Consider the following 24576-nt stretch of genomic DNA (forward strand, 5'->3'; position numbering starts at 1 on the left):
CCGTAGGTGCGACATACGGTATGTCGCACCTACGGCGCTTAGGGTTAACTATGTAAGTTTCTATGAACAGACCACCCCTACGGGGTTAGCAATGAGATCAATGCTGTTTCAGATTTATGATTGACCAATTATGAGCGATCTTAATAATCAATCATAAATAGCGTTAAGCCTCCTGGCTAACACCCGCGCCAACGCCGGTTTCTTTCCAGCTTCGGGACGCGGCCGATTCCAGCACGGCTTCGCACACTTTCTGGGTTTCGAGCGCGTCCTGGAAGGTTGGGGAGCAGGGTTCGCCTGTTTCCAGGCTTTTCAGGAAATCAGCTACCTGGTGAATGAAGCTGTGCTCATAGCCAATGCCCAGGCCGGGTACCCACCACTTATCCATATAAGGCTGATCACCATCGGTTACATGAATGGAACGCCAGCCGCGTACAATGCCTTCATCGCGATGGTCGAAGTATTCCAGCCGGTTCAGGTCATGCAGATCCCAGCGAATCGACGCGTTTTCACCGTTGATTTCGAGGGTATATAGGGCTTTGTGGCCACGGGCGTACCGCGTTGATTCGAACAGACCCAGCGAGCCGTTATCAAAGTGGCAGTGAAAAATGCAGGCATCATCGATACCAACCGGCTGCACTTTACCCGTTACGGCGTGCATCCGTTCTTTCACGAACGTTTCGGTCACGGCCGATACGTCAACAATATTGCCGTTTAGCCACATGGCTGTATCAATGCAGTGCGCCAGCAAATCGCCCGTTACGCCGGAGCCAGCGGCTTCAACATCCATGCGCCAGGTACCCGTGCCGCCCTGTGGTACGTCGGCGCTGATGGTCCAATCCTGCAGGAAGTTAGCCCGGTAGTGGAAAATCTTGCCAAGCTTTCCGGAATCGATAATCTGTTTTGCCAACGTAACAGCCGGAATCCGTCGGTAGTTGTACCAGACTGTGTTGGCAACACCCGCTTTCTCAATGGCATCGACCATTTGTTGACCTTCGGCTACCGTACGGGCCAGCGGTTTTTCGCACAGGACCATCTTACCCGCTGCTGCCGCGGCAATCGCGATTTCAGCGTGCGAGTCGTTGGGTGTGCAGATGTCTACAGCGTCAATATCGTCGCGGGCGATGAGCGCTCGCCAATCGGTTTCAATGGATTCGTATCCCCATTGGTCGGCAAACGCTTGTACCTTTTCGGCGTTACGTGAGCAGACGGCTTTTAAAACGGGCTTGTATTGGAGTTCTGGAAAGAAGTGACTGGCCTGGCTGTACCCATTCGAGTGGGTTCGACCCATGAAGCCCGTACCAATCAATCCGATGCGTAAGTCTTTCTTAGTTGCCATGTTTAGGGGAAGAGTAAAGGGGTGATAGTCATCGGTCATTCATTGTCCGTTACGTAGTCATTTGTTGTCATTGTCGGTTGGCTTTCAGCACTTCTACCGGATGACGATGAATGACTTCTAATGTCAACGAACGACCCCATAATGACCGATTATTCAGCTTCATACCAGCCGTGTGCCTGACGAACTTTGATCATGGTGGCCAGAATGTCGTTCCAGGTTTGCTGCTTCGTCATGACCTCATTCGGGAACATACAGCCGTCCCAGCAAATATGCTTGAACGCTTTCGTCAGCTCGCCATTTTCGTTACGCAGCCAGTACCCCGCATCATGCACAATATCGAGCTTCCCGTTGGGGTCCAGCGCCTGGCAGTGGCGGCCCGTCTTGTCGTGCGAACCCGATCCGAAAACGGTTCCGTCGTTCTGTGCTACGTGGAAATCGATCGTGTATGGACGTAAGGCGGCTGTCACTTTTTTAAGGGCTTCCGACAACGTTGCCCGGTCACTCCAGTCAAAGTCGGGGGGGAGAATCCGGTCTTCGGGACGATTGTAGCCTAGTAAGTACAGCAACGTATGCGCCATATCAGCCTGGAAGCCCATGTTCGGGCGATCAACGGCTGCCAACGTATCGACCATTGTTTTCCAGCTGTGCATACCCCCCCAGCAGATTTCACCTTCGGCGGCTAGTTTCTCGCCGTAATCGGCCGCTACGTCGCAGGCTTCCTGGAACGTCTGCACAATCAGTTTGCTGTTGCCAACCGGATCGACAGCCCAGTCGTGCGGAGAGCTTGCCGAGTCGATACGTACGACGCCACTGGGACGAACGCCCAGCTCTTTTAACTTTTGACCGATGTGGCAGGATTTACGGACCATCTCGACAAAGTTGGCCCGGTCTTCTTTGCTGCCCATCGCTGGCCCACCCCAGATGGGAGCGACCATTGAGCCGATGTTCAGGTTGTAACCCGCTACTTTATCGGCTAACCGCTTGATGTCGTCATCCGACAGATTGACATCGATGTGTTCGAAAAGGGCCAGGTCAACGCCGTCGAATTTGACGCCTTCTACTTCGGCAGCGGCCGTCATTTCCAGCATGGTATCGAATCCAATAACGGGTTCGGAGTCGGGACCTTTTCCAACCACACCCGGCCACATAGCGTTGTGAAGCTTGGGATAATTATTCTCGTTCATGAAGAGGTTTTGATTTAAGGGGTTTGAGCTATTTCCCTAAGCCGGTGACCGCCACGGCGAACCACATGGGCGGCCCCGCGTTTGATGCACCGGCTTAAGGATTGAATTACAATACCAAATCAGGATTTCCGGGGCCGAAGTGCTTCAGCATTACGATCGGGTCGGTTGTGGAGGGGTTAGTAATGGTAACGCCTTCCATGGCGGCCTTCTCACTGACAAAGAACTCGTCATTGGTGAGTTGGCCGTATCGGATGAGGGCGGGGGTTTCAATATCCCATACACCCATCTTGCCGTGCCCCTGCATAACGATCAAGCCATAGGCTGCACTGTCTTTAATCGTCACCGTCTGGCCGGGGAGAACCGTCAGTTCCTTAGCGCTGAAGGCATCGGATTTATAGCAAACCCACTTTTCGATATAGCCTTCGGCCTCCATCTCAGCCAGGTCTTTCACCGGCTTCGGCACCATGTACCGGTTCGCCATCATGTTCGGATCGGTGTTCAGATCCCAATCAATGGCTTCCATCAGCAGGTCGTAGTCGCCGACGCGGTCTTTGGGCGTACCGTTCCAGAGCAATTCTTCGGGAACAATGGCTTCATTCACCAGCGACTGATACATGGCAAAAATATCCGATGCTTTCTGGGGTTCGTACGTACACATACTACCCGGTGCATGAAGTAGTCCCGGCGGAACGTCCCAACCCGTACCCGGTTCCAGCCGATATGCCGACGAATAATTGGTAATCTTATTGTCGCCTTTCGTGAAGTTGGTCAGGCACTCGCGAATTTGCTCTTTTGTGGTGCCGGGCGCGATGCCGAAGAACGTGTATGGGTAATCTCCGCCGTGGTTGTTGAGTTGGGGAGGGAAGTAATAGGCTTCAGGTTTACCTAGCTGACCGGTCAGGGCGGCCTGTTCGTCGTTATGGTGCACGTGATGCGGCAGCGGTCCCATATTGTCGAAGAACTTCGAGTACATCGGCCAGCTTTGGTATTCATTCCAGAGCCGTTCGCCAATCACTTCACCCTGAAGTTCATCAATGGCATCTTTCAGCAGAAACTGAACTTCGTTGCCGCCATCGTTGAAAACGATCATGCTCAATCCTTCGTTTTCGCCGGTTAGCGGACCGTTTTTGGCGGGGGTAGTCGACGAGAGCCACCGCTCATCGATGCCACCCCGTACGCCACCGAGCACGTAATAATCGTCGGGATGGAGTTTGATGCGCCGTCCGGGTACGCAGAAGGAGCGGGGTACCCAGGTGGGCGCTAAGCGCAGAATGCCTTTGCCTTGTTCCAGGGCTTTTTCCGCTAAACTTACTGTTGGTGTTGTTTCCATCAAGGGTTGTATTTAGTCAGGTAAAACGGGTTAAAAAAACGGAAGGGTTATAGGTTAACCGCTTTGTGTTTTATGAATTGATTGATCTGCGTTTGATTTTGAAGTACTTCAATTTCCAGGTCGTAGGTGCGGCTTTCGCCAGGCTCCAGAAAAATAAGTGAACCATCTTCGCGGGCTTTGGCCTGACCAATGGGCGGGTGCGTGCCTGGCTCAATGCCCGTTACGTATTCGCCTTTGCCCCAGTGCTGCCAGTTGGTAAGCCATGGCAGCTGCTCTTTCTGAAACCGCAGGGCAACCGCAAAACCTAGTTTTTCATTGTACAAACCGGCCGTACACTGACCCATGTCATCGGGGGTAGCGTCGATAATCGCGACGGCTTCACCCGTGCCGCTGTGCGCGTCCATCGGAGCGGGGCAGGTGCGAAAATCGTTGCCTTCGTGGAAAATATCAGCGTTCATACCGCCCTCCCGCGCCTGCCAGTCACCCTGCCAGATAATTTTGGTGCCTTCATCGACCAGTGGCCAGCCGAAGTTGACATGGTACAGCAGCATGTGGGGCGCTGGCGTGTTGGCCCGGTTTAGGACCTCGTCGTGAATGCGGATTACGGGCTGCCCGAGCGTACCCGAAATGGTACGTTTCAACTCCAGATTCGGGCCGAACACTTTGGTTTCCCGTATTCGTCCGGTAATGCTCATATCCAGCTTGCCCAAGGCTGGGTCTGGCTGGATGATCGATTCGATCTCGGCGGGTAGGTTGCTGATCTGGCCGTGGAGGCCACGCTCACCATAAGCGTCCTGCTCAGGCCCACCCACGTGGGTCAGACCGCAGGTCATCAGCAACCCGCCCCCAAACGTGCGGAGCCAGTCAAGCCCCCGATCCGTAAGGGGTTGTGGCGAGGTTATGCCAACGTGGCTGAGCCAGGCCAGGCTATGCTGGTTGTAGAATGCGTCGGCAATGTCCATGGCCCGATCCAGCACCACTTTATACCGAAGGCCGGTACCGGTGTTTATCCAGGCAATACGAACGCCACGCCCGGCACCATTGTCTACTACGGCGGTTTCAATGCCACCCAGCTGGGCTGGGTTCGATACTTTATCGCTCCAGGGGTACTGTGCCAAATCTCGTTCGGGTTAAGTTCCAGGGTAAAGCGCACAGGTTTCGGTACGTATTGTTGAGGAATCCACCTTTAGTTTACCGACTGAAACCTGTGCTGCCTGACCTACAACTGCTTTAGCATTAGATTGCGATACTGGACTTTCATAGGCGGTCCTACGTGTACCTGGACACCCAGCAGTCCTTTTGCTTTACCATTTACGGCGTCCTCATCAACGACTTCGCTCATGAGCACACCGTTAATGTAATGCTGTAAGCGGTTGCCTTTCACGATCAGATGAAACGTGTTCCAATCGTCGGTTTTCACGAGCGTTTTCAGGGAATCCGAGGTGCCGAGCGAGCCGGTTACGGTGCGGTTTGTCCACGCGTTGCGAGCCACTTTACTCCGAATGGCTTCCGGCGTATTCTCGCCGGAATAGGCGTTAATGGTCGCTTTCTCGCCCCGGTAAGCCAGCGTTGTCCGTTTGCGTTCCTCGTAGTTCTGTCCCGTCCACATCCGTTTTCCGTCGATGTCGGCCTGGTAGCCCCGGAGTGCAAAGGGAATGTCTGTCAGCCGGTCGCTGCGGTAATTAATGCCTGAATTGCCAGCCTCCGTAATGTTAAACTCGCCTTTGAACTCAAAATCGGCCGGCTCGCCACCTTGCCAAATGATGAAAGAGTTCGTTTTGAGCAGGGTCGATGGCGTGATTTCGCCGACCAGATTGCCGTTTTCGACGCGCCAGTAGGTGGGGTCACCGTCCCACCCCTTTAGCGTTTTACCATCGAATATCTGCACGAAACCGGCTTTCTTTTCTTTCTTGCGTTGAGCTGAGCCGGTTGTGGGCAAGCCACAGCTTACAGCTACCGCCAGCAGGAACCCCACCCCAAGAAATGTCAAATTTGTTCTAACCAACATGTTCACAAACCGTGTTTAAAGCCTCAATTTATTTACCCTTAGATGCGCTGGCAGCTGTTTTGTATACCTCATGATTTTGATTGCCACCCGATTTCAGGAAAGCGATCAAATCTTTTAACTCTTTCGGGTTGAGGCTATTAATGAGGCCGGGCAACATAATTGATTCAGCCGAATACCGCTTCGAGGTTACGTCCTTCTTTGGAATTTTCCGGAGCTGATCGGCCGCGAATGGATTCTGAGAAATAGAATAGCTCAGTTTATCCTCGTTCACCAGTCGGCCTACTACAGATTCACCGTTTTTCAGAATGAAAATAGTTGATGCGTATTGGTCAGAGACGGCTTTGCTTGGGTTGATGATGGCATCCAGAATGTCCTTATTGGAGAACCGAGTTCCCAGCTGAGTGAGATCAGGGCCAATATCTCCCCCTGATCCCTGAATGGCATGGCAGTGAGCGCATAGAATAGCCGAATAGATTTTTTTACCTGTATCAAAGTCGGGATGTGAGGTGGCTGTATCGACTACGGCTACGGCGTTATCCAGCGTCCAGCGTCTGCCCGGACCTTTAGGCGTATAGCCGTTCATGACTATGTCATTGCCGGAACTGGTTAGAATATCCGCGCCCGACAGCTTGTTGAACTTCTCAAACTGGTCTTTAGGCACGTGGTTCAACGCCAGTTTACGCGCCCTATCGATGAAGCCGACGTAGCTCCGTCCGCCCTCGTATTTGAAGGCATTGCCAAACCACGTAAAGTATCTGGTCCGGAGTTCCGGGGTCCACCCATTGTCGGCGCGGCTGAGCATGACAGCGTAATAGGTTTGTTGGAGTGGGGGAACCTTAGCCAGCATTTTGGCGATATCCATTCCGTATTGTGGGTTACGCAGAATCAGGTCGCTCGACGCGGTGGCGGGGTCCAGGCCCAGGTTCTTCATGCCTGGCTCTTCTTTCATATCCATCAGTGCCAGGGTCTTGTTAACCACGTTGGGCGCTTCCAGATAAATCAACACTTTGCTGAGCCCGCGGTTTAACAAGGCCGTTTTGGCGGGATAATGCGTGTTCAGATACCCGACAATTTTCTCTTTATCAGCGGCCTCGGGTGCACCCATCCGGAGGAAAATCAGTTCGAAGGTACGCAGCAGATCAAACTGCTGTGATTCAGATAGTTGGGCGTAATTGATTTTTAATAACGTACTGATAGCCTTACTTTTCACATCAGCACTACCCTGACGAGCTAACGCCACAATAGCCTGAATAGCGCGCTGGGGATCGGTTTCCGCAATGGCTTTCTCCTGCCACTGAGCCACCGGCTGATGTTCGACCGCAATGCGGGCAGCGTAGCGTACGAAGCGATCGGGGTGGTTCAGATTTGGCCAGGCAGCAGCAATAGCGGCCGGATTTGCGCCTTCGTGGAATTTCTCCAGGCTGGTTCTAAGCTTATGTTCCGCCGTGAGCGCGGGCGTCGGCGACGTAGTCGCTTCGGAACCATTGTAATAGACCCGATACAGGTCTGACTCTAAGCGACGACCTCCCGTTAAGAAATACATGGCTCCATCAGGGCCAATTACGCCATCGGTCAGTGGTAAGGGTGATCCTGAAATAAACTCTTCCCGTTCGCCTTCGTAGGTAGACCCTTTCGGTTTGAGATGGATTGCGTAGATGATTCCGAAGCTCCAGTCGAAGGCAAATATTGACTGACGGTATTTTTGGGGAAACTTAGCATTCAACCCGGACATGACGCTGGTTGGCGAGCCCTGACCGATGTTCACGATCGCTGGCAGATTGTCAGGATTGCCAGGCAGCCACTTGCTGTTGCCCGTACGCCAGCCAAATTCCGATCCGCTCGTAACGTGGCAAATCCGGGTCGGACGATACCAGGGCAAACCAAAGTCCCATTCCATATCCGAATCATAGGTAAACATATCACCTGCCTCGTTGAAGGCAATATCAAACTCATTTCGAAAGCCAGCCCCTATCAGCTCCCAGCGCTTTCCTTCCGGATCAATTTTAGCAACCCAGCCACCGGGTGCCATGCGATCGTTGGCGTGTCCGCGCGGGTCTTTAATGAGTGGAAACAGGTTGTCTTCTTTCCAGTTGGAAGGTAAGCGGTATGCATCCATCTGCGGTACGTCGGTGTGGTTACCAGAGGTGACGTAGATCGATTGTTTGTCGGGAGACAGCACGATGCTATGCGGGCCATGCTCGCCTTCTCCTTTCAGCTCCCTCAACATCGTTACCTTATCGAACTGATCATCACCATCGGTATCCTGTAACCGGTATAGTCCACTCGGCTTGGGAAACTGCTTGCTGGGCCGGTTATTCACCATCACATACAGGCTGTTGAAGGCGTACATTAACCCCTGGGCGTATCCCATCCCGACGCTGGTATCTTTGCTGATCACCAGTTTTTCGACGGTGGGCCTGGTCGAGCCTGAACCAATGGCCGGAAGCTTGATTCGAAACAAACCCCCGTACTGATCGGAAGCAATCATTCGGCCTTTGTCGTCGAAAGTCATGGAGACCCATGACCCCTGCCCGTTTTCGGAGGGGCTGTATATGTGTTCGGCTTTAAAACCGGGCTGTAATTTGAGTTTATCAGCCTTCGAATTATCGGCGCCAATCGTTTCCGGGCCCTGCATGCCAACCCATGACGTTCCGATTAGAACGAGGGCAGACAGGGCTAGTCCGAGTTTGGCAACGTTGAATGATGATTGCATATCGTTGTTGGGGTATCTAGTTTAAAGGAGTATCTATAGAGCGCGTCTCGATCAGGCCTTCGTTCGCATGGATACGTCTAAGAGACGATAATAAGGCATATTCTACTGATTGATTTAACGAATAGTCGCCGGGCTGATTGCGTAAGCCAATCCTTCGGCTGGGTGGCTGCTGGTACGTCAGAGGCTGCTGCACAAAGGTCTTTTGCTGGATAAAGCGTTGTCGGTTAAGCGTATGAACATACCCGCCGATCCAGTTACCTGTACCGGCGGGTATGTTGAATCAGAAGTTTGGCGTCAGGGCCGCTTCAACGGCTGGCAGACCGTAGTAATCATCCAGAACGGTGAAGGCATTTGGTGGTGGAACCGCCCCCGCCGGGAAATAATACGCGGCCGGATTGGCTTTTACTTTTGCTCCGTAAGCACCAATGATCTCTTTCACCCGACCCGTTCGGGTCAGATCGAACCAGCGTTTGTTCTCAAACGCCAGCTCTACGCGCCGTTCCCTGAAGATGGCCTCGCGCATGTCGGCCTGCGACGACGCGGTCGTAGCCGCTAATCCTGCCCGTGTGCGCACCTGGTTCAGATACGTAGCAGCCTCGCCGGTTTTGCCCTGCTCATTAAGCGCTTCGGCCATGAACAGCAACACTTCGGCGTACCGGTAGACCGGCCAGTTCTGCCCCGTGTTGTTGTGGAGCGAATGAGTCTTGGCGTATTTTTTGATGTACGGGTACTTTTTATCAGCCCGCAGACTACCGCTTAACGTAACGTATCCAATGGAAGCGTCCAGGCGTTTATCGCCGGGTTCGTAGGCCGCAATCAGATCCGGTGTCGGAATATTGTTGCTTTCCTGCGACGTAGGCTGGGGGTTCGAGGTACCGGTAATCGGTTTGATCTCATCGGCGCTGATTGGTGAGGGTAGAAAGCGGTAAATCTGGTTGCCGTTGTACCCAGCCGAGCCTTCCATGTACTGAATCTCGAACACCGACTCTGCATTGTTCTTGTTGCCGGTGGTGGTCGAGAAGACGTTGTTGTAATCCGGTATCAGCGAATAGCCGTCGTTGGTGATAACGTCTCGCATCAGCGTTTCAACCTGCGCCCATTTTTTCTGGGTCAGATAAAGATTCGCTAACAGCGTTTTGGCGGCTCCCGACGTAGCGCGACCTGCCTCCTGTTTCGCTTTGTTGAGCAGCATCTTACTGGCGTCCGTTGCGTCTTTTTCAATCTGCGCGTAGACCTGCTCTGTTGTCGACAGGGGTAGGGCGGCATCGTTCCGGCCCGTAACGGGTACCAAGTGCAGCGGCACTTTACCGAATAACCGAACCAGATCGAAGTAGGCAAACGCTCTCAGGAACAGCGCCTGGCCTTTCAGATTATCTCGATTGGCCGGGGTGCTGAATGTAATCGTGGGGCTGTCGATAAGTGCCAAAATCTGATTGGCACGGGCAATGATCACGTAGTTTAATCGATACTGGACCAGTACGTTATCATTGGCCGTAACGCCATTGGCCGTAGGGATGGCGAAATCCGCTACGTTCTCGGTTGCGTCAACCGCGCCGTAGAGCGTATTGCGGGCGTAGTACGTGTTGTCGGAGTGCATTTCCTCCAGTACCCAGGCCCGCTCGTTATACATCTGCCGAAAAGGTACATACGCCCCATTGACAGCCTGCTGAAAGTCGGCTTCGGTCTTAAAAAACGTTGCCGAGCTTAGGGCCGTTTCAGGCACTATGTTCAGAAAATCTTTTGTGCAGCCGGTCAGGACAATCGCCAGGAGGCCAGCTACTATAAATTTACGGTTCATATACTTCAGAATGAGTTTATTGCTGTTCACTGGTCATTACGTAGTGATCCGATTGGTATTTTCAGGAATAACTGCCAAATGACCAGTGAATGACGATGAATTAAAAATTCAGGTTAACACCGAGGGTGTAGGTACGTGGAACCGGGTAGTTCGAGAAATCAACGCCCTGACTCAGGTTATCACCGGGGCCATCACCGGCCTGGTTTCCGCTGGTTTCCGGGTTCGGACCACCCCAGTATTTGGTGAAGACATATACCTGCTGAACAGATGCATATACGCGGGCCGACTTGAAGAATCTGTTCATGGCTCCCAGATTATAGCCCAGCGTTATGTTCTTGATCGTGAAAAACGACGCGTCAGCCAGAAACTGCGAACTATGCCAGTCGCGCTCGATACCTGTGAAGTTGCCGCCATTGTTTGTTGCCCCGAACTGACCTGCGCCCTGAGTGATTACATTGGTGGCGACCCCGGTCGTCGTGCCGTTGATGACAACGTTGGTATTCTGAACCCGGAAGCGGTCTTTTACGCCTTCAACCATGTTAAATACACCGTCCAGGTTAGCCGTGCTGTACAAATGACGTACCCAGAGCTGGTTGCCGTAGGAGCCGGAGCCCGTAATCGACAGATCGAAGTTGCCGTATTTCAGGTCGTTGGTAATGCCGTACGTAAACTTCGGAAATGGACTTCCCAGAATGGTCCGGTCATCGGCATCGCCCCCGTTCGTAATTACGCCATCGCCGTTGATGTCCTTAAACTTGATGGTACCGATGGCCGAACGACCCGGAATGATGGCTGATGTGCGGAGTTCTTCCGCTGTCTGATAATATCCTTCTTTAACCAGCCCATAGAACTGACCAAAGGGCTTGCCGACCTGCGTGATGTGGAAGCCAATGCCGCTATACACCCGATCGATACCCGGTGCCAGCGACATAACCTGATTTCGGTTAAACGAGATGTTGGCGTTGGTTGTCCATTTCAGTCTGCCCGTGGTGTTTTTCGAGGTCAGCGAGAACTCGTGTCCCCAGAACTTAATCTCACCGATGTTGTCGGAGAAGAATCCAAATCCAGCCTCCTGCGGAATTTGCACGTTATAAAGCAGATTCGTCGTACGCTTGGTATAAAAGTCGTAGATGAACTGAATCCGATCGTTGAACAAGCCCAGGTCAAGACCGAGGTCGAACTGTTTGGTCGTTTCCCAGCCTAAGTTGGGATTGGCCAGGGAGGTCACAACGGCACCAGTCGCTACGTTACCGCCAAATACAGCATTGGTCGTGTTGTTGACCAGCGCATAGGACGTGTAGTTACCGATGTTGTTATTACCGATCACGCCGTAACTCGCCCGGATTTTGGCAAACGAAACCTGCTGAATCGGTTTGAGGAACTCTTCGTCCGAAATTACCCAGCCCACCGAAGCCGATGGGAACGTACCCCAGCGATTGTTGGCACCGAACCGGGACGATCCATCTGCCCGGACAGCCGCCGTAAACAGGTACTTTCCTTTGTAATTGTAGGTAAGCCGGGAGAGATAAGACGACAGCGTCCACTGATTGATCCCGTTGTTGGTGCCGCCCCGGTTTATGTTGAGCGCGCCCTGGATCGTAGGCAGCCGATCATCGGCATACGTATCGGCCTGAACTCTGGTGACTTCCTGTCTGAAGAATTGGTTCGTGAAACCGGCCAGTAACTCAAAGTTGTGATCTCCAAAGCTTTTGCCGTATGTAGCCAGGTTTTCATTCAGCCAGGACGTATTCTCCAACCCCTGCCGAATCGAAACGGCTGTAGTCGGGATGGGTACGTTAATGGCGCTGGTAGCCGTTGAGGGGTTAAAGAAGAAAAACTTCGAGTTCTGATACTCGATGTTCATCGTCGACCGCAGGGTTAACCCGTTAATCGGCCGGTATTGCACATAGGCGTTCGCCAGCAGGTTCGTGTTCCTGGTTTCGTTGACCAGCTCGTTGGCAGCGCGCACCCAGTTGGGGTAATTAAAAATGTTACCCGTACTGGCTGGGAACGTGTTGAATTTGGTCAGTTGGCCATTGGCATCGTAGATCGGCATCACCGGCCAGGTATGCAGCGCGTTGAACAGAATCCCGTTTCCGCGGTCGCCGTCGGTGCGGGGCGTATTGTCGAATACATAGGAAGGCGCTACGTTGAAACCAACCGTGATCCGGTCCGACAGATTGTAGTTTGAATTCAGACGCAGCGAGTACCGTTTGTATTTGTTGTTCAGCACCACCCCATCCTGGTTGAAGATACCGGCTACCAGCGCTGTGTTGGACTTGTTGGTATTGTTGGAGATGCTCAGGTTGTAGCTTTGAATGGGCGCTACGCGCAGCAACGCATCGTACCAGTCGTTATTCTTACCTTCGTACTGGGCCGGATTCTGGAACTCTGCCGGAACGGGCTGCAGCATGTCTTCGTAGAATTCTTTCTTGAATTGAGCGAACTCAACGGCATTCAGCATTTTCACCCGACCTTTCTTGGGGACTTGCTGGACACCGGCATAGGCACTGAAGCTGATATTTGTCTGACCTGGTTTCCCTTTTTTGGTGGTGATCAGTACCACTCCGTTGGCCGCCCGCGAACCATAGAGCGAGGTCGACGCGGCATCTTTCAGGACGGAGATGTCTTCAATTTCATCGGGGTTAAGTTGGGCAATGTTACCAGTAATGGGAAAGCCGTCAATTACGTAGAGTGGGTCACTACCGGCCGAAACGGATACCTGACCGCGAATCCGGATGCTGATACCCTGACCGGGTTTGCCGGTCGCCTGGGTAATCTGCACACCCGCCAGCCGCCCCTGCAGCTTCTGACCGATCTGCGAAACGGGTAAATCTTTAATTTCCTGCGCACTTACGGTTTGCACCGCGCCGGTTACTTCCTTCTTCAACTGGCTGCCGTAGCCCACCACCACCACTTCGTTCAGCGTCTGGTCGTCGGGAGCGAGCTTAACGGAGATGGTTTGCTGACTGCCAACCGTGATTTCCTGCTTGATGTAGCCAACGAAGCTGAACACCAGAACAGCACGAGTATCGGGAGCTGAGATTCGAAATCTACCCTCAACGTCCGTAGTTGTCCCCTGCGTTGTTCCTTTCACCACGACACTAACCCCTGGCAGTCCGTTCCCTTGTTCATCCGTTACCCGACCCGATACTGAAACATCCGAAACCATCGGAGCGATCTCTGCCAGGCTTCGTTGGGGAATATGCTTAGCCAGCAAGGGCCCTTTGTTCAGCACTAAGCTAGCCTTAAGGGGTGTTGTTTCCTGTCCTTGGGCGAGCCCTGCCGAACAGCTAGCCACTATACCTAGTGCTAGTAGTTGACCAAGTTTCTTCATGATGATAATATATAGGAGAGAGGTTAAAGATTAGAATAGCCCGAAAGCAGACAACTCAATACCCAAATATTACCACCCCTCTTGCAGTAACTTTCCTATACTTACCTAATTTTGTAATTATTCAAATAATAAAGAGTCAATTTCTGATACCTAGGTTAGTTGGCGCGAAAATCCATCGTGAACTCGACTAGTTTGATCTGATGATTTATGGTACCAGGTAAGGTAAAGGCGGTCCCAGAGAGGCTTTAGAGAGTAGAGCGAACAGCTTAACTCGCGTACGAATTCTTTTCCAACTTACCCATGATCGATTATTCTGAATACAACTCGGCCCAGAAGCATTACACCCTGCTCGACCATATTCGAATCAATGACTATTCGAACACCCCTAAGTATCAGCAGATCTATAACTCGATCGTAGAAGGAATAGAAAACCGGGACATTCTGCCGGGCGATAAGCTGCCTTCAATTCATGAAGTATGCGCTGAATTCGACGTAGCGAAGGGTACTGTCGAGCGGGCGTATGAACTCCTGAAGGACAAAGAGATTATCGGAGCCGTTAAAGGAAAAGGGTTTTATATCAACTACACCAAAACCGGCCGGAACCTCAAGATATTCCTGCTCTTCAATAAGCTGAGCGCCCACAAAAAAATCATTTACGACTCTTTCGTTGAGGTACTCGGGCCGGGCGTAGCCATCGACTTCTTTATTTACAACAATGACTTTCGGCTGTTTCGCGATTTAATCCAGCGCCAGGCGCAGAACCATACTCACTACGTAATTATCGGCCACTTTTTTGAGGGTGGCGAAAAAGCGAATGAACTCATCAATAGCCTGCCCAAGCACAAACTCGTGATTCTGGATAAGTTGCTGGAGGGCGTATCGGGCGAGTACGCGGCCGTGTTTCAGAATTTTGAGAAAGATCTGTATCAGGCTCTAACGGATGCGCTGCCGTTGCTGAAGAAATACACGACGCTGGGGATGCTGTTTCCGTCCTATACGTATCACCCCAAGGCGATTCTGAACGGATTTTACAAGTTCTGTTACGAACACGGCTTTGGGGCCAGGGTCATTCACGACATCAAGCAGGAGGTTGTTCAGCCCAAACACGCTTATATCAACCTGATGGAAGAGGACCTGGTGGAACTCATCAAGAAAATAAAAGGTACGCCCTACGTAGTGGGGGAGGAGATCGGCATCCTGTCGTACAACGAAACGCCCCTGAAGGAGTTTCTGCTGGATGGTATTACGGTCATGTCGACCGATTTTGCCCAGATGGGACGCACGGCGGCCGAACTCATTCTGAACGATACGCTCCAGCACGTAGAGAACCCGTTTCAGCTCATTGTGCGGAAGTCGCTCTGAGTCAAAGGTGTTTCTGATAAAAATCTATAATCTGCTCAATCACTAACGCGGGTTTATCGTAGGGAATGTTGTGCGAACTGCCTTTTGCAAAAAGCAGACGTCGATTTCGGTGTCCTTTAATTAAGCTGCGCTGGTCAGCCTGAAATCGTTCGTTCTCCTTCGCTTCCGCAAATGGACCGTGCTCTGCCATAATGTCGAGAATGGGAATAGCAGGCGGCAAAGGCACCTGTCTTACATAGTTGCTGGTACGTTCCATTCGGGCAAGCAGATGATACAAGCTCATGTATTCAGCTTCATAGTCTTTGCGGTTGAGTCCTTGAAAATAGGTTCTGGCCAGTCGCATATCGGCGTAGGAAGGTATTCGCGGATCGAGAAGAACAATGCCTTTCACCTGGTTGGGATGCCGGGCGGCATAGACCCGGTTGTAGAAACCGCCTAACGAATGCCCAACCAGAAGCAGATCGGATTGACTGTAACCCAATTGCTGCAAAGCAGCCTCCAGGCAGTTAATCTCCTGCAGAATCGTGTAGTTAAGCGTATCGAAACTGCTTTTCCCAAACCCGGCCCGGTCATACGTGATTACGGTGGCCTGAAGACGGTGATGCACTACGGTCGCAATCGAGTCCCATTGGGTAGCATCCTGTCCTCCGCCTGATTCAAAGAGGATCGGTGGGTTCTTTCCTCTCAGAACTCTAAAATGAAGCTGATAAGGCGCGACATGAAGTAAGGTGTCAAGACGTTGAGCGTTAGCGTTTACGGTCACGAGTGACAGCAAAACGAGAAGCATTTGCTTGACATAGTTCATCTGGTTGTGTACGGCTGGTAGGCGATGCCAAGTTACGTATCACCAGCGTATCGAGCAGCGGCATGTTGATATTGCCTACGCCAGCACCTCCCTGATTACTTTGCCGTGAACGTCGGTCAGCCGGAAGTTACGGCCCTGAAAGGGGTAGGTTAACTGCTCGTGATCGAAGCCTAACAGGTGCAGAATGGTGGCCTGTAGGTCGTGGATATGCGTTTTGCCACGTACACCGTAATACCCGATTTCGTCGGTCTCGCCATGTGTATAGCCCGCTTTCAAACCACCCCCGGCCATCCACATCGTGAAGGCATCAATGTGGTGGTCACGTCCTTTAAACGGCGAGTTGTTGTCACCAGCCCGGTTCTCCATCATCGGCGTCCGGCCAAACTCCCCGCCCCATACCACCAACGTATCGTCGAGCAGACCGCGCTGCTTAAGGTCCTGGAGTAAGGCCGTAATGGGTTTGTCGATTGAGCGTACATTCCGGCGTAAGCCTTCGTCTACGCCACTACCGGCGTCGGTACCGTGCGAATCCCAACGTCGGTCGAACAACTGCACGAACCGAACGCCTTTTTCCAGCAGCTTTCGGGCCAGCAGGCAGTTATTGGCGAACGAAGCCTCGCCCGGTTTTGTCCCGTACCAGTCGTGTACCCACGCTGGCTCATCGGCAATGTCCATCGTTTCGGGCACTTCCGACTGCATGCGGTAGGCCAGTTCATACTGCGAAATGCGGCTTAAAATCTCCGGATCACCGATCTGCTGGTGTTCCAGTTCATTGATCTGGTTGATAATATCGATCGACTGCTTTCGTAACGTATCACTTACCCCCGCCGGATTTTTTATATACAGAACGGGTTCGCCCATCGATCGGCATTGTACGCCCTGGTATACCGTTGGCAGAAAACCACTGCCCCAGACTGACTTGCCCGCACTGGGCTCTGGTCCGGACACCAGCACTACGTATCCCGGCAGATTCTGATTCTCCGAGCCCAGCCCGTACGTCACCCAGGCTCCCATGCTGGGTCGTCCCAAACGCGGGCTGCCCGTATGCATGAACAGCTGCGCGGGTGCGTGGTTGAACTCGTCGGTATGCATGGCCTTCAGAAAGGTAAGCTCATCGACCACCTTCGGCAGATGCTCGAAATAATCCGATAGCCAGGCACCCGACTGGCCGTACTGCGCAAACTGCGCTTGTGGCCCCAGCATTTTGGGCACTCCTTTGATGAAGGCAAACCGCTTTCCTTCCAGCAGCGACTGCGGACACAACTGGCCGTCGAGTTTGGCCAGATCGGGCTTATAATCGAATAATTCCAGTTGCGAGGGAGCGCCTTCCATGTGCATGAATAGCACCCGCTTGGCCTTACCCGATTGAAGGGGACTGAGGGGCTTGAGCGGGTTTTCGTTCCTGGCAACTGGCGTCGAACTGCCTGCACCGCAACCGTCCAGCAACGACAGCATCGCCAGCGACCCTAAGCCCGAGGTGCATTGCTTCAGAAAATGCCGCCGGGTGTTAAACGTAGCCTGATTGAACACCGCTTCGTCGGCGAGCGTGAGCTTTTTCATTTGGTCAGCGTTTCGTCTAGGTTTAACAGCGCATTGGCCACCAGCGTGAGTGCCGCCAGATCGGTTTCGGGTTGATAACCTGCCAGGCGGACGTTCGGTCGGCGCCGACGTTGCTGGCTTGCCTGCACGTATAACTGCTGCAAGAGGTCAAGTTTGGCGGGCAACGGCTTTTTGAACATTACCTGCTCATAGCCCGCTGTAATCTTCTGACGTAGCGTTTGCCCCCTCACATCCATAGAGGTAGCCAGGCGCTGCGCGGCTTCCGTGTACACCGTGTCGTTCAGTGTTGTGAGCGCCTGTAAAGGCGTATTGGTACGTACCCGGCGGGAAACGCAGAGGTTACGCTGGGGGCTATCGAAGGTAACCATCGACGGATACGGGTTGGTACGTTGCCAGAATGTGTAGAGGGCCCGACGGTGGCGATTCTCCGGTTTTTCCTGCTGCCAGGCACCGTTTGTTGGATTAAAAGGCCGTACGCTGGGCCCGTATAATGTCTTGTTTAATAAACCACTAACCGCTAAGGCCTGGTCACGAATCTGCTCGGCACTGAGCCGGACGCGCGGTCCCCGCGCCAGCAACAGGTTACGCGGATCTTTCTGGGTAAGCTCGGGCGGAACAATGGCCGACTGCTGATACGTCGCCGACAGGACCATGTCGCGAACTAGTTTCTTGACGCTCCACCGATGTTCATCCTGAAACCGAACAGCCAGCCAGTCGAGAAGCTCGGGATGAGTTGGTTTCGCGCCCATCGTACCAAAATCTTCTAGGGTCTCCACGATCCCGTAGCCGAAAAGCTGCTCCCAGAACCGATTGACCATCACCCGGGCCGTCAGCGGATTGTCACGGCTAACCAGCCAGCGTGCCATGTCCAACCGGTTTTTTACGTTTTCCGAACCCGAATACAGCGAATTGGGTAGCGTCGGCTGAACTGCCTGTCCCTTTGTTAACCAGTTCCCCCGAATGAAAACGTGCGTCGGTCGCGCTTTGTGAGCAGGGCGTTCCAGCATAATCGGCGTCGAAACAACGGGTACAGCCGCCAGCTTATAAACCGAATCCCGGAGGACCCTATTGCGATCTAAAAGGGCCTTATCGATGTGTAAGTCAAACCAGTCCAGATGAAGCAGATCACTGCGAAACTCCTTGTCTTTATGGAACGTAACGAACACGGTATGCTGCCCGGTTACCGGTTGAATCGGCGCACGATGAGTACCAAAGGTTTTCCAGCTGGACCAGGCACCAGGATCGCCTGTTTGCGTTGCCGGTACTTTCGTTCGACTGATCAATGGGCCATCGGGCCGGTCGAGGTGAAGCTCAAGGAACGACGAAAACGAAGTCGTGTAACGATACGTAACGCTCGTAACGCCTGTCAGGTCCACATCGTCATAGGCACAAAAAGCGCCTTCGGTGGTTTGCATAATCGACGTCTGGTTGTCCCAAAGCTCAATATGGCGGCTGGTCGAGTCAAAGTCTTCCGCTTCGATACGTCGGTAGCCGACGGCATCAAGCAACGCACGACGCTGCTCGCTCAGGCTGGCCGTTGACGTAATCGAGGGCGAAGTTGTCGGCAATGACTGGTTGATCCAGGTGATCAGGCGGGTAGTCTGCTGTTCGTTTTCGGGCGTGAACGTGTAGAGCTTTGGCTTTTCGTTGTACAGGTCTTTATCCTGTGTATTGTTGAAAAACGCCAGGAACTTGTAAAAGTCTTCGTGGCGAATGGGGTCGTAGGGGTGGCTGTGGCATTGCACGCAGGCCATGGTTGTGCCCTGCCACACTTCCCAGGTCGTACTGACCCGGTCGATCAGCGCCATATTGCGGAACTCCTCGTCGTTTGTACCGCCTTCATCGTTCGACATGGTGTTGCGGTGGAAAGCTGTCGCAATCAACTGGTTTTGCGCGTTTGCTACGTCCTTCTTAGGCAACAAATCCCCCGCCAGTTGCTGAATGGTAAACTGGTCGAAGGGCATGTCCCGATTGAAGGCCCTGATCACCCAATCGCGGTACAGCCAGATGCTACGTTCCAGGTCTTTTTCGTATCCTTTCGAGTCGGCGTATCGGGCCAGATCAAGCCACATCGACGCCCAGCGTTCGCCGAAGTGCGGAGATCGTAAGAGTTGATCGACCAGCCGGGTATACGCTTCGGGCGATTTGTCGTTCAAAAAATCCTGAGCCTGTTTTGCGGTAGATGGCAGGCCCGTCAGGTCCAGGCTGACGCGTCGCAGTAAGGTCGCTTTATCGGCCTGGGGCGATGGGTTTAGTCCTTCCTGTTTCAGTCGCTGGTAGATAAAGCGGTCAATGCCGTTCCTGGCAAACTGATCACCAACCTGGGGTGGGCTGATCGACCGGTCGGGAGCGATGTAGGACCAGTGGTCTTCCCACTCGGCGCCCTGCTCAATCCATTTTTCGATCAGGTCGATTTCGGCTGCGCTTAAGGGTTCGTGCTCAAGCGGCATCCGAAGTTCCGCGTCATCGCTGACCAGCCGTTTTACTAATTCTGACTCATCAGGCTTACCCGGAACAATGGCGTATTTCCCCGACTTCGCTTTGGCCAGTGCCTCCTCCCGAAACAGCAGACTGAAGTTTCCGCTCTGCTTGATGCCGCCGTGGCACGTAATGCACTTGGCGTTGAAGATGGGGCGGATGTGCTGATTGTAACTGATCCGTTCGTCCGTACGCAGGCCGTTTATGGCGTAAACCACAAAAAGTACGGATGCTGGTATGCCAATAAGCCACCACTTTTTCATAAAGCGAACGGGCAGTTAGTGCTTTATTATCAACTATGGACTTACTGAGTAAAAGGTGGAATTGGTGTAATCTACCGTTCGAATTAGATTTTGAGATAGGGATTTAAGCCCCGTAGGAATGGTATGTTCACAGAGGGATAAAGTGAGGTGGTTTGATAGCTTCGTAGGAGCGGCATGTCTATCCATACACATACCGCTCCTACGAAGCTTTAGTTGGTCGAAGAATTGTCCGTCTATTGACAAACCGCCCTTACAGGGCTAAATCTGGGGTGACTCAAACGTATTTTGACGTACTTGGTTACGCCCGGTGCCCGACTTACAGGTTAACCCAATCCGCTTTTAGATAATAAGAAGGGCAGCGTTAGCGACAGCGCATAAAGGCGCTCGCTGCAATAGCAGAAAAGCCAGCCCTTCAATAAAGGTGCTGGCTTAGTAAAGTGATGTATGATATTGGTTTACCTGAAGGCAGGAAGGCTAGATAAAGATAACATCGTCGATTACATCGGAGCCCATGTCCTTATTTACCAACTGAATCAGCTTTTGCTTCGCGTTGACCAGTTCGTTACGTAGCGGAGCAGACGCGATCTCGATATGTAGCTTCCGGTCGCGCACATAAAGCCGATTTGTCCGGGAAGCAATGGCTGGTCCCATCATTCGGCCCCAGAATGCTTCGAGGTAGGTTTCGTTAAAGCGCGTTTGCAGTTGGTACGTTTTTAAGAGTTGCCCGATCGCGTCTTTTAAGGTAGTAGTACCCGCCATTCGGGTGGCGTTATCGCGATTGTATCGGTATGTGTGGCTCATCAGTACGGCAGTCTTAGCACAAAAATAAGCAACGATCGAACTAAACAAAGGTCTGCTGCGGCATTAAGCGAAAAATTAAGATGGCCGATAGAAAAACCGGGCTGCGTTTGGAATCGCCCCGTTTGCCTAGTATACTTGCGGCATCAAGTCAATTGCTACGCATCGCTTTTCTTATCTTCGGTGCGCGTTGATTTATAAAGAAGCGGGGAGAGATCAGGCTCTGTGAACCGCTGGCAACCTACCACATGGCAAGGTGCTAACTCCTGCCTAAAGCAACCGTTTCGACGGATCGTTAGGGACTATAAATCGAAAACTCACATGCTCTACAATCGACGCTGTATGCCTTCAGGGGCCTACTAAGCACTCTCCAACTTCGCTACGTACACCGGGAGAGGTGTCGTGTGCGCCTATGTAGCGGTCTGTCGCTGCATCGTTCCGCTGGCCTTCATCTATGTCAGCCTTACCCAGCCTACCATTTTTTTAGTGAACTATAACCAACAAAACCATGTCTCAACTGCATTTCGATACCTTACAGCTCCACGCTGGTCAGGAAGCCGACCCAACGACCAACTCGCGGGCCGTACCTATTTACCAGACTACCTCATACGTATTTAACGATTCGGCGCACGGAGCCGATTTGTTTGCTCTAAAGGCGTTCGGGAATATCTATACCCGCATCATGAATCCTACTTCGGATGTGTTCGAGAAGCGGATTGCTGCGCTCGAAGGCGGAGTAGCGGCCTTAGCGGTGGCGTCGGGGCAGGCGGCTCAGTTCATTGCCCTGAACAACATTTTAGCGGCCGGCGACAACTTTATCTCGACGTCGTTCCTGTACGGCGGTACGTATAATCAGTTCAAAGTATCGTTCAAGCGGTTAGGCGTCGATGTCCGTTTTGCCGATGGCGACAAGCCCGAGTCGTTCGCCCGCCTGATCGACGGGAAGACCAAGGCGATCTACCTCGAAACGATCGGTAACCCTGGTTTCAACATTCCCGATTTCGACGCCATAGCGGCCATTGCCAGAGAACATGATCTGCCCCTCATCGTCGACAATACGTTTGGCGCAGGTGGGTATCTGTTCCGGCCGATCGAGCACGGAGCGGCTGTGGTGGTTGAGTCGGCAACGAAGTGGATCGGTGGCCACGGCACCAGCATCGGCGGGGTTATCGTCGACAGTGGCAACTACAACTGGGGGAACGGCAAATTCCCGCAGTTCAGCGAACCATCGGAAGGCTACCATGGCATGGTGTTCAGCGATGTGTTTGGCGTCGGCGGTCCGTTCGGTAATATTCAGTTCATTATCCGCGCCCGGGTCGAAGGCCTGCGCGACTGGGGTCCAGCTATCAGCCCGTTCAACTCGTTCCTGCTGCTGCAAGGTCTGGAAACACTTTCGCTACGTGTCGACCGGACGGTGCAGAACGCGCAGGCGCTGGCTGAGTGGCTCGAATCGCACGAGCAGGTTGAGGTGGTGAATTATCCGGGTCTGGCAAGCAGCCCCTACCACGAACTAGCCAAGAAATACTTGAAACGCGGCTTTGGGGGCGTCTTTACGTTCAAAGTGAAAGGCGGCAAAGAAGCGGCCGATCAGTTCGTAAACAGCCTGAAGCTGATTAGTCACCTGGCGAACGTCGGCGACTCGAAAACACTTATCATTCACCCAGCCTCAACGACCCACCAGCAACTGAGCGAGCAGGAACAGTCGACGGCGGGCGTAGAACCCGGTTTGTTACGTATCTCGGCGGGTATCGAACACATCGACGACATTAAAGCCGATCTGGAACAGGCGTTTGCCAAGATTGCCGAGCCGGTATTAACGTAGTGCTGAGGGGTGGTTTATGAGTTATGGCAGGGTATTTAGCTATGACTCGTAAACCACCTTTCGTAAACCTTTTTGCATTGGACCTCCAATATTTCGATTATAAATACTCGTTTCCGCTGGAATCCGGTGAAACGCTGTCTGGTTTTCGACTGGCTTATACCACGCGCGGTACGTTGAACGACGATGGGTCGAACGTCGTGTGGGTTTGTCATGCCTTGACCGGTACTGCCGACGCGGGCGACTGGTGGGGCGGTATGGTCGGACCAGGTAAATATTTCGATCCGGCTGAACACTTCATCGTTTGTGCAAACGTACTCGGTTCCTGCTACGGTTCTACCGGCCCCTTGTCGGTAAATCCGGCCACGGGTCAGCCGTATTATCATACCTTCCCTGTCTTAACCATCCGGGATATGGTGGGAGCGCTGGATCTGTTACGTCAGGAACTGGGCATTGAAACCATTCAAACCTGCATTGGTGGGTCAGTGGGGGGGGAGCAGGCGCTCGAATGGGCTATTATGCAACCATCCCTGGTTAAAAATCTGGTCTTGATTGCCATGAGTGCCGTAGCCTCGCCCTGGTGCATTGCGTTCAACGAAGCGCAGCGTATGGCCATCGAAGCTGATCCGACCTGGCCCGAAAAGCGCCCCGATGCCGGCGTATCAGGTATGAAAGCGGCCCGGGCTATGGCCATGATCTCGTACCGGAATTACGATACGTATGGATTTACGCAGGCCCTCGATAACAATGAGCAGCTGGATGGCTACAAAGCCGCGGGCTACCAGCGGTATCAGGGTGATAAATTAGCCGACCGCTTCAACGCCTTTACGTACTGGACGCTCTCGAAGGTGATGGATTCGCATAACGTGGGGCGTAACCGTGGCAGCATTCTGAATGCACTGGGACAGATCCGGGCTCGTGCACTTGTTGTTGGCATTCGATCCGATCTCTTATTTCCTCCTTCTGAACAACAATTTCTGGCCCGACACATTCCCGATGCGGCCTACGAAGAAATTGATTCGCTATATGGCCACGACGGATTTTTGATCGAATTCCGGCCATTGGCCAGTATTCTGCGAAAGTGGATGGCGGCTGCCGTACAGGCATCAAAAAAAACGGTTGAAACCGCCAAAGACACGCAGTAGATTAATTTTTGAAGTCAACCTATGATTTGGTACGAAGAAGAAGTCCGAAAGCTAGAGGCAAACGTTCAGTCATTAGTACGTAACCAACAGCTCCCGGCAGAAGGTCCCGTTGTGTTTTATGGCAGCTCATCCATGCGACTCTGGACTACGTTAGCAACCGATTTTCCGCAGACAACCCCCTTAAATCTCGGCTTTGGCGGCTCAACGCTGGCTGCCTGTGCCTGGTTCTGTGAGCGCTTACTGATCCCGGCCGCCCCCAAGTCCATCGCGTTTTATGCGGGCGACAACGACCTGGGCGACGGACGGCACCCGGAGGAAGTATATTTGTTTTTCTGTGCCTTCGCCGAAAAGGTACGTCGCCTGTTGCCGGGTGTGCCTCTGGCTTATATGACGATCAAGGTTAGCCCGTCTCGCTGGAATCTGGCCAAAGATATTATCCAGGCGAACAAAATGATTACTCAGGAGATTAATCGGTATGCCAACTGGCAGGTAATTGACACAACGTCGCCGTTGCTGAGCCCCGATGGCCGACCACGCCGGGAGTTGTTTGAAGCGGATGGCTTACACCTGAATTCGGCTGGTTACAAGGTCTGGCAACGGGTGCTGTTAGAAAACTACGCTGGTTTTTAACAGTTTCTTC

At 52.8% G+C, this 24576-nt stretch carries 16 protein-coding genes and 1 riboswitch; of the genes, 4 read left to right on the top strand and 12 right to left on the bottom strand.

The genetic code is table 11. The annotated features are described in order from the left end of the window. Positions 1-163: 163 nt before the first annotated feature. The 8 genes from ACYVBJ_RS00270 to ACYVBJ_RS00305 all read right to left on the bottom strand — a co-directional run bounded on the left by ACYVBJ_RS00270 (position 164) and on the right by ACYVBJ_RS00305 (position 13541). Positions 164-1336 (bottom strand): Gfo/Idh/MocA family protein, encoded by a 1173-nt coding sequence (locus tag ACYVBJ_RS00270; RefSeq protein WP_460974825.1) that lies wholly within the window; start codon positions 1334-1336, stop codon positions 164-166. A 149-nt stretch (positions 1337-1485) separates the two neighbouring features. After that, the gene (locus ACYVBJ_RS00275; protein WP_460980302.1) at positions 1486-2520 is read right to left on the bottom strand and encodes a sugar phosphate isomerase/epimerase family protein; all 1035 of its coding nucleotides are present in this window, start codon (positions 2518-2520) and stop codon (positions 1486-1488) included. Positions 2521-2626: 106 nt separating this feature from the next. Further along, entirely contained in the window at positions 2627-3850 is a 1224-nt protein-coding gene (locus tag ACYVBJ_RS00280) for a class I mannose-6-phosphate isomerase (protein ID WP_460980303.1), read from the bottom strand. A 47-nt stretch (positions 3851-3897) separates the two neighbouring features. Continuing rightward, positions 3898-4968: an aldose 1-epimerase family protein gene (locus tag ACYVBJ_RS00285; protein WP_460980304.1), complete on the bottom strand. Its 1071-nt coding sequence runs from the start codon at positions 4966-4968 to the stop codon at positions 3898-3900. A 101-nt stretch (positions 4969-5069) separates the two neighbouring features. Next, positions 5070-5858: a 3-keto-disaccharide hydrolase gene (locus ACYVBJ_RS00290; protein WP_460980305.1), complete on the bottom strand. Its 789-nt coding sequence runs from the start codon at positions 5856-5858 to the stop codon at positions 5070-5072. A 28-nt stretch (positions 5859-5886) separates the two neighbouring features. Further along, positions 5887-8571 carry a c-type cytochrome gene (locus ACYVBJ_RS00295; RefSeq protein WP_460980306.1) on the bottom strand — a complete coding sequence of 895 codons (2685 nt, stop codon included), beginning with the start codon at positions 8569-8571 and terminating at the stop codon, positions 5887-5889. A 280-nt stretch (positions 8572-8851) separates the two neighbouring features. Beyond that, on the bottom strand, positions 8852-10369 hold the full coding sequence (locus tag ACYVBJ_RS00300) for a RagB/SusD family nutrient uptake outer membrane protein (RefSeq protein ID WP_460980307.1): 1518 nt from the start codon (positions 10367-10369) through the stop codon (positions 8852-8854). Positions 10370-10469: 100 nt separating this feature from the next. After that, positions 10470-13541, bottom strand: a complete 3072-nt coding sequence (locus tag ACYVBJ_RS00305; RefSeq protein ID WP_460980325.1) for a SusC/RagA family TonB-linked outer membrane protein — start codon at positions 13539-13541, stop codon at positions 10470-10472. Between the two features lie 465 nt (positions 13542-14006). Here ACYVBJ_RS00305 and ACYVBJ_RS00310 point away from each other — a divergent pair, with 465 nt between their 5' ends. After that, entirely contained in the window at positions 14007-15068 is a 1062-nt protein-coding gene (locus ACYVBJ_RS00310; RefSeq protein ID WP_460980308.1) for a GntR family transcriptional regulator, read from the top strand. A gap of 1 nt (position 15069) precedes the next feature. Here ACYVBJ_RS00310 and ACYVBJ_RS00315 read toward each other — a convergent pair whose 3' ends face one another. The 4 genes from ACYVBJ_RS00315 to ACYVBJ_RS00330 all read right to left on the bottom strand — a co-directional run bounded on the left by ACYVBJ_RS00315 (position 15070) and on the right by ACYVBJ_RS00330 (position 20975). Continuing rightward, on the bottom strand, positions 15070-15855 hold the full coding sequence (locus tag ACYVBJ_RS00315) for an alpha/beta fold hydrolase (protein WP_460980309.1): 786 nt from the start codon (positions 15853-15855) through the stop codon (positions 15070-15072). Positions 15856-15948: 93 nt separating this feature from the next. Continuing rightward, positions 15949-17433 carry a DUF1501 domain-containing protein gene (locus ACYVBJ_RS00320; RefSeq protein WP_460980310.1) on the bottom strand — a complete coding sequence of 495 codons (1485 nt, stop codon included), beginning with the start codon at positions 17431-17433 and terminating at the stop codon, positions 15949-15951. After that, a complete protein-coding gene (locus ACYVBJ_RS00325) occupies positions 17430-20174 on the bottom strand; it encodes a DUF1553 domain-containing protein (protein WP_460980311.1) in 2745 nt (914 codons plus the stop codon). The genes ACYVBJ_RS00320 and ACYVBJ_RS00325 overlap by 4 nt, the downstream gene beginning before the upstream one ends. A gap of 474 nt (positions 20175-20648) precedes the next feature. Further along, entirely contained in the window at positions 20649-20975 is a 327-nt protein-coding gene (locus tag ACYVBJ_RS00330; RefSeq protein WP_460974836.1) for a DciA family protein, read from the bottom strand. A 189-nt stretch (positions 20976-21164) separates the two neighbouring features. Then, positions 21165-21283: riboswitch (SAM riboswitch) on the top strand. 197 nt (positions 21284-21480) lie between these two features. Between ACYVBJ_RS00330 and ACYVBJ_RS00335 the strand changes: the two genes are divergently transcribed. From ACYVBJ_RS00335 to ACYVBJ_RS00345, 3 genes are all read left to right on the top strand, one after another. Next, positions 21481-22794, top strand: coding sequence for an O-acetylhomoserine aminocarboxypropyltransferase/cysteine synthase family protein (locus tag ACYVBJ_RS00335; RefSeq protein WP_460980312.1), 1314 nt, complete (start codon positions 21481-21483; stop codon positions 22792-22794). A gap of 77 nt (positions 22795-22871) precedes the next feature. Next, the gene (locus ACYVBJ_RS00340; RefSeq protein WP_460980313.1) at positions 22872-23936 is read left to right on the top strand and encodes a homoserine O-acetyltransferase family protein; all 1065 of its coding nucleotides are present in this window, start codon (positions 22872-22874) and stop codon (positions 23934-23936) included. 21 nt (positions 23937-23957) lie between these two features. Beyond that, positions 23958-24566: a GDSL-type esterase/lipase family protein gene (locus ACYVBJ_RS00345; RefSeq protein WP_460980314.1), complete on the top strand. Its 609-nt coding sequence runs from the start codon at positions 23958-23960 to the stop codon at positions 24564-24566. Positions 24567-24576: the final 10 nt, after the last annotated feature.

Source organism: Spirosoma fluminis, from assembly GCF_054778895.1.

Coding starts and splice junctions, on each gene's coding strand:
- ACYVBJ_RS00270 (WP_460974825.1), bottom strand. CDS start 1,336: ATGGCAACTAAGAAAGACTTACGCATCGGATTGATTGGTACGGGCTTC.
- ACYVBJ_RS00275 (WP_460980302.1), bottom strand. CDS start 2,520: ATGAACGAGAATAATTATCCCAAGCTTCACAACGCTATGTGGCCGGGT.
- ACYVBJ_RS00280 (WP_460980303.1), bottom strand. CDS start 3,850: ATGGAAACAACACCAACAGTAAGTTTAGCGGAAAAAGCCCTGGAACAA.
- ACYVBJ_RS00290 (WP_460980305.1), bottom strand. CDS start 5,858: ATGTTGGTTAGAACAAATTTGACATTTCTTGGGGTGGGGTTCCTGCTG.
- ACYVBJ_RS00295 (WP_460980306.1), bottom strand. CDS start 8,571: ATGCAATCATCATTCAACGTTGCCAAACTCGGACTAGCCCTGTCTGCC.
- ACYVBJ_RS00300 (WP_460980307.1), bottom strand. CDS start 10,369: ATGAACCGTAAATTTATAGTAGCTGGCCTCCTGGCGATTGTCCTGACC.
- ACYVBJ_RS00305 (WP_460980325.1), bottom strand. CDS start 13,541: ATGGTTTCGGATGTTTCAGTATCGGGTCGGGTAACGGATGAACAAGGG.
- ACYVBJ_RS00310 (WP_460980308.1), top strand. CDS start 14,007: ATGATCGATTATTCTGAATACAACTCGGCCCAGAAGCATTACACCCTG.
- ACYVBJ_RS00315 (WP_460980309.1), bottom strand. CDS start 15,855: ATGCTTCTCGTTTTGCTGTCACTCGTGACCGTAAACGCTAACGCTCAA.
- ACYVBJ_RS00320 (WP_460980310.1), bottom strand. CDS start 17,433: ATGAAAAAGCTCACGCTCGCCGACGAAGCGGTGTTCAATCAGGCTACG.
- ACYVBJ_RS00325 (WP_460980311.1), bottom strand. CDS start 20,174: ATGAAAAAGTGGTGGCTTATTGGCATACCAGCATCCGTACTTTTTGTG.
- ACYVBJ_RS00330 (WP_460974836.1), bottom strand. CDS start 20,975: ATGAGCCACACATACCGATACAATCGCGATAACGCCACCCGAATGGCG.
- ACYVBJ_RS00335 (WP_460980312.1), top strand. CDS start 21,481: ATGTCTCAACTGCATTTCGATACCTTACAGCTCCACGCTGGTCAGGAA.
- ACYVBJ_RS00345 (WP_460980314.1), top strand. CDS start 23,958: ATGATTTGGTACGAAGAAGAAGTCCGAAAGCTAGAGGCAAACGTTCAG.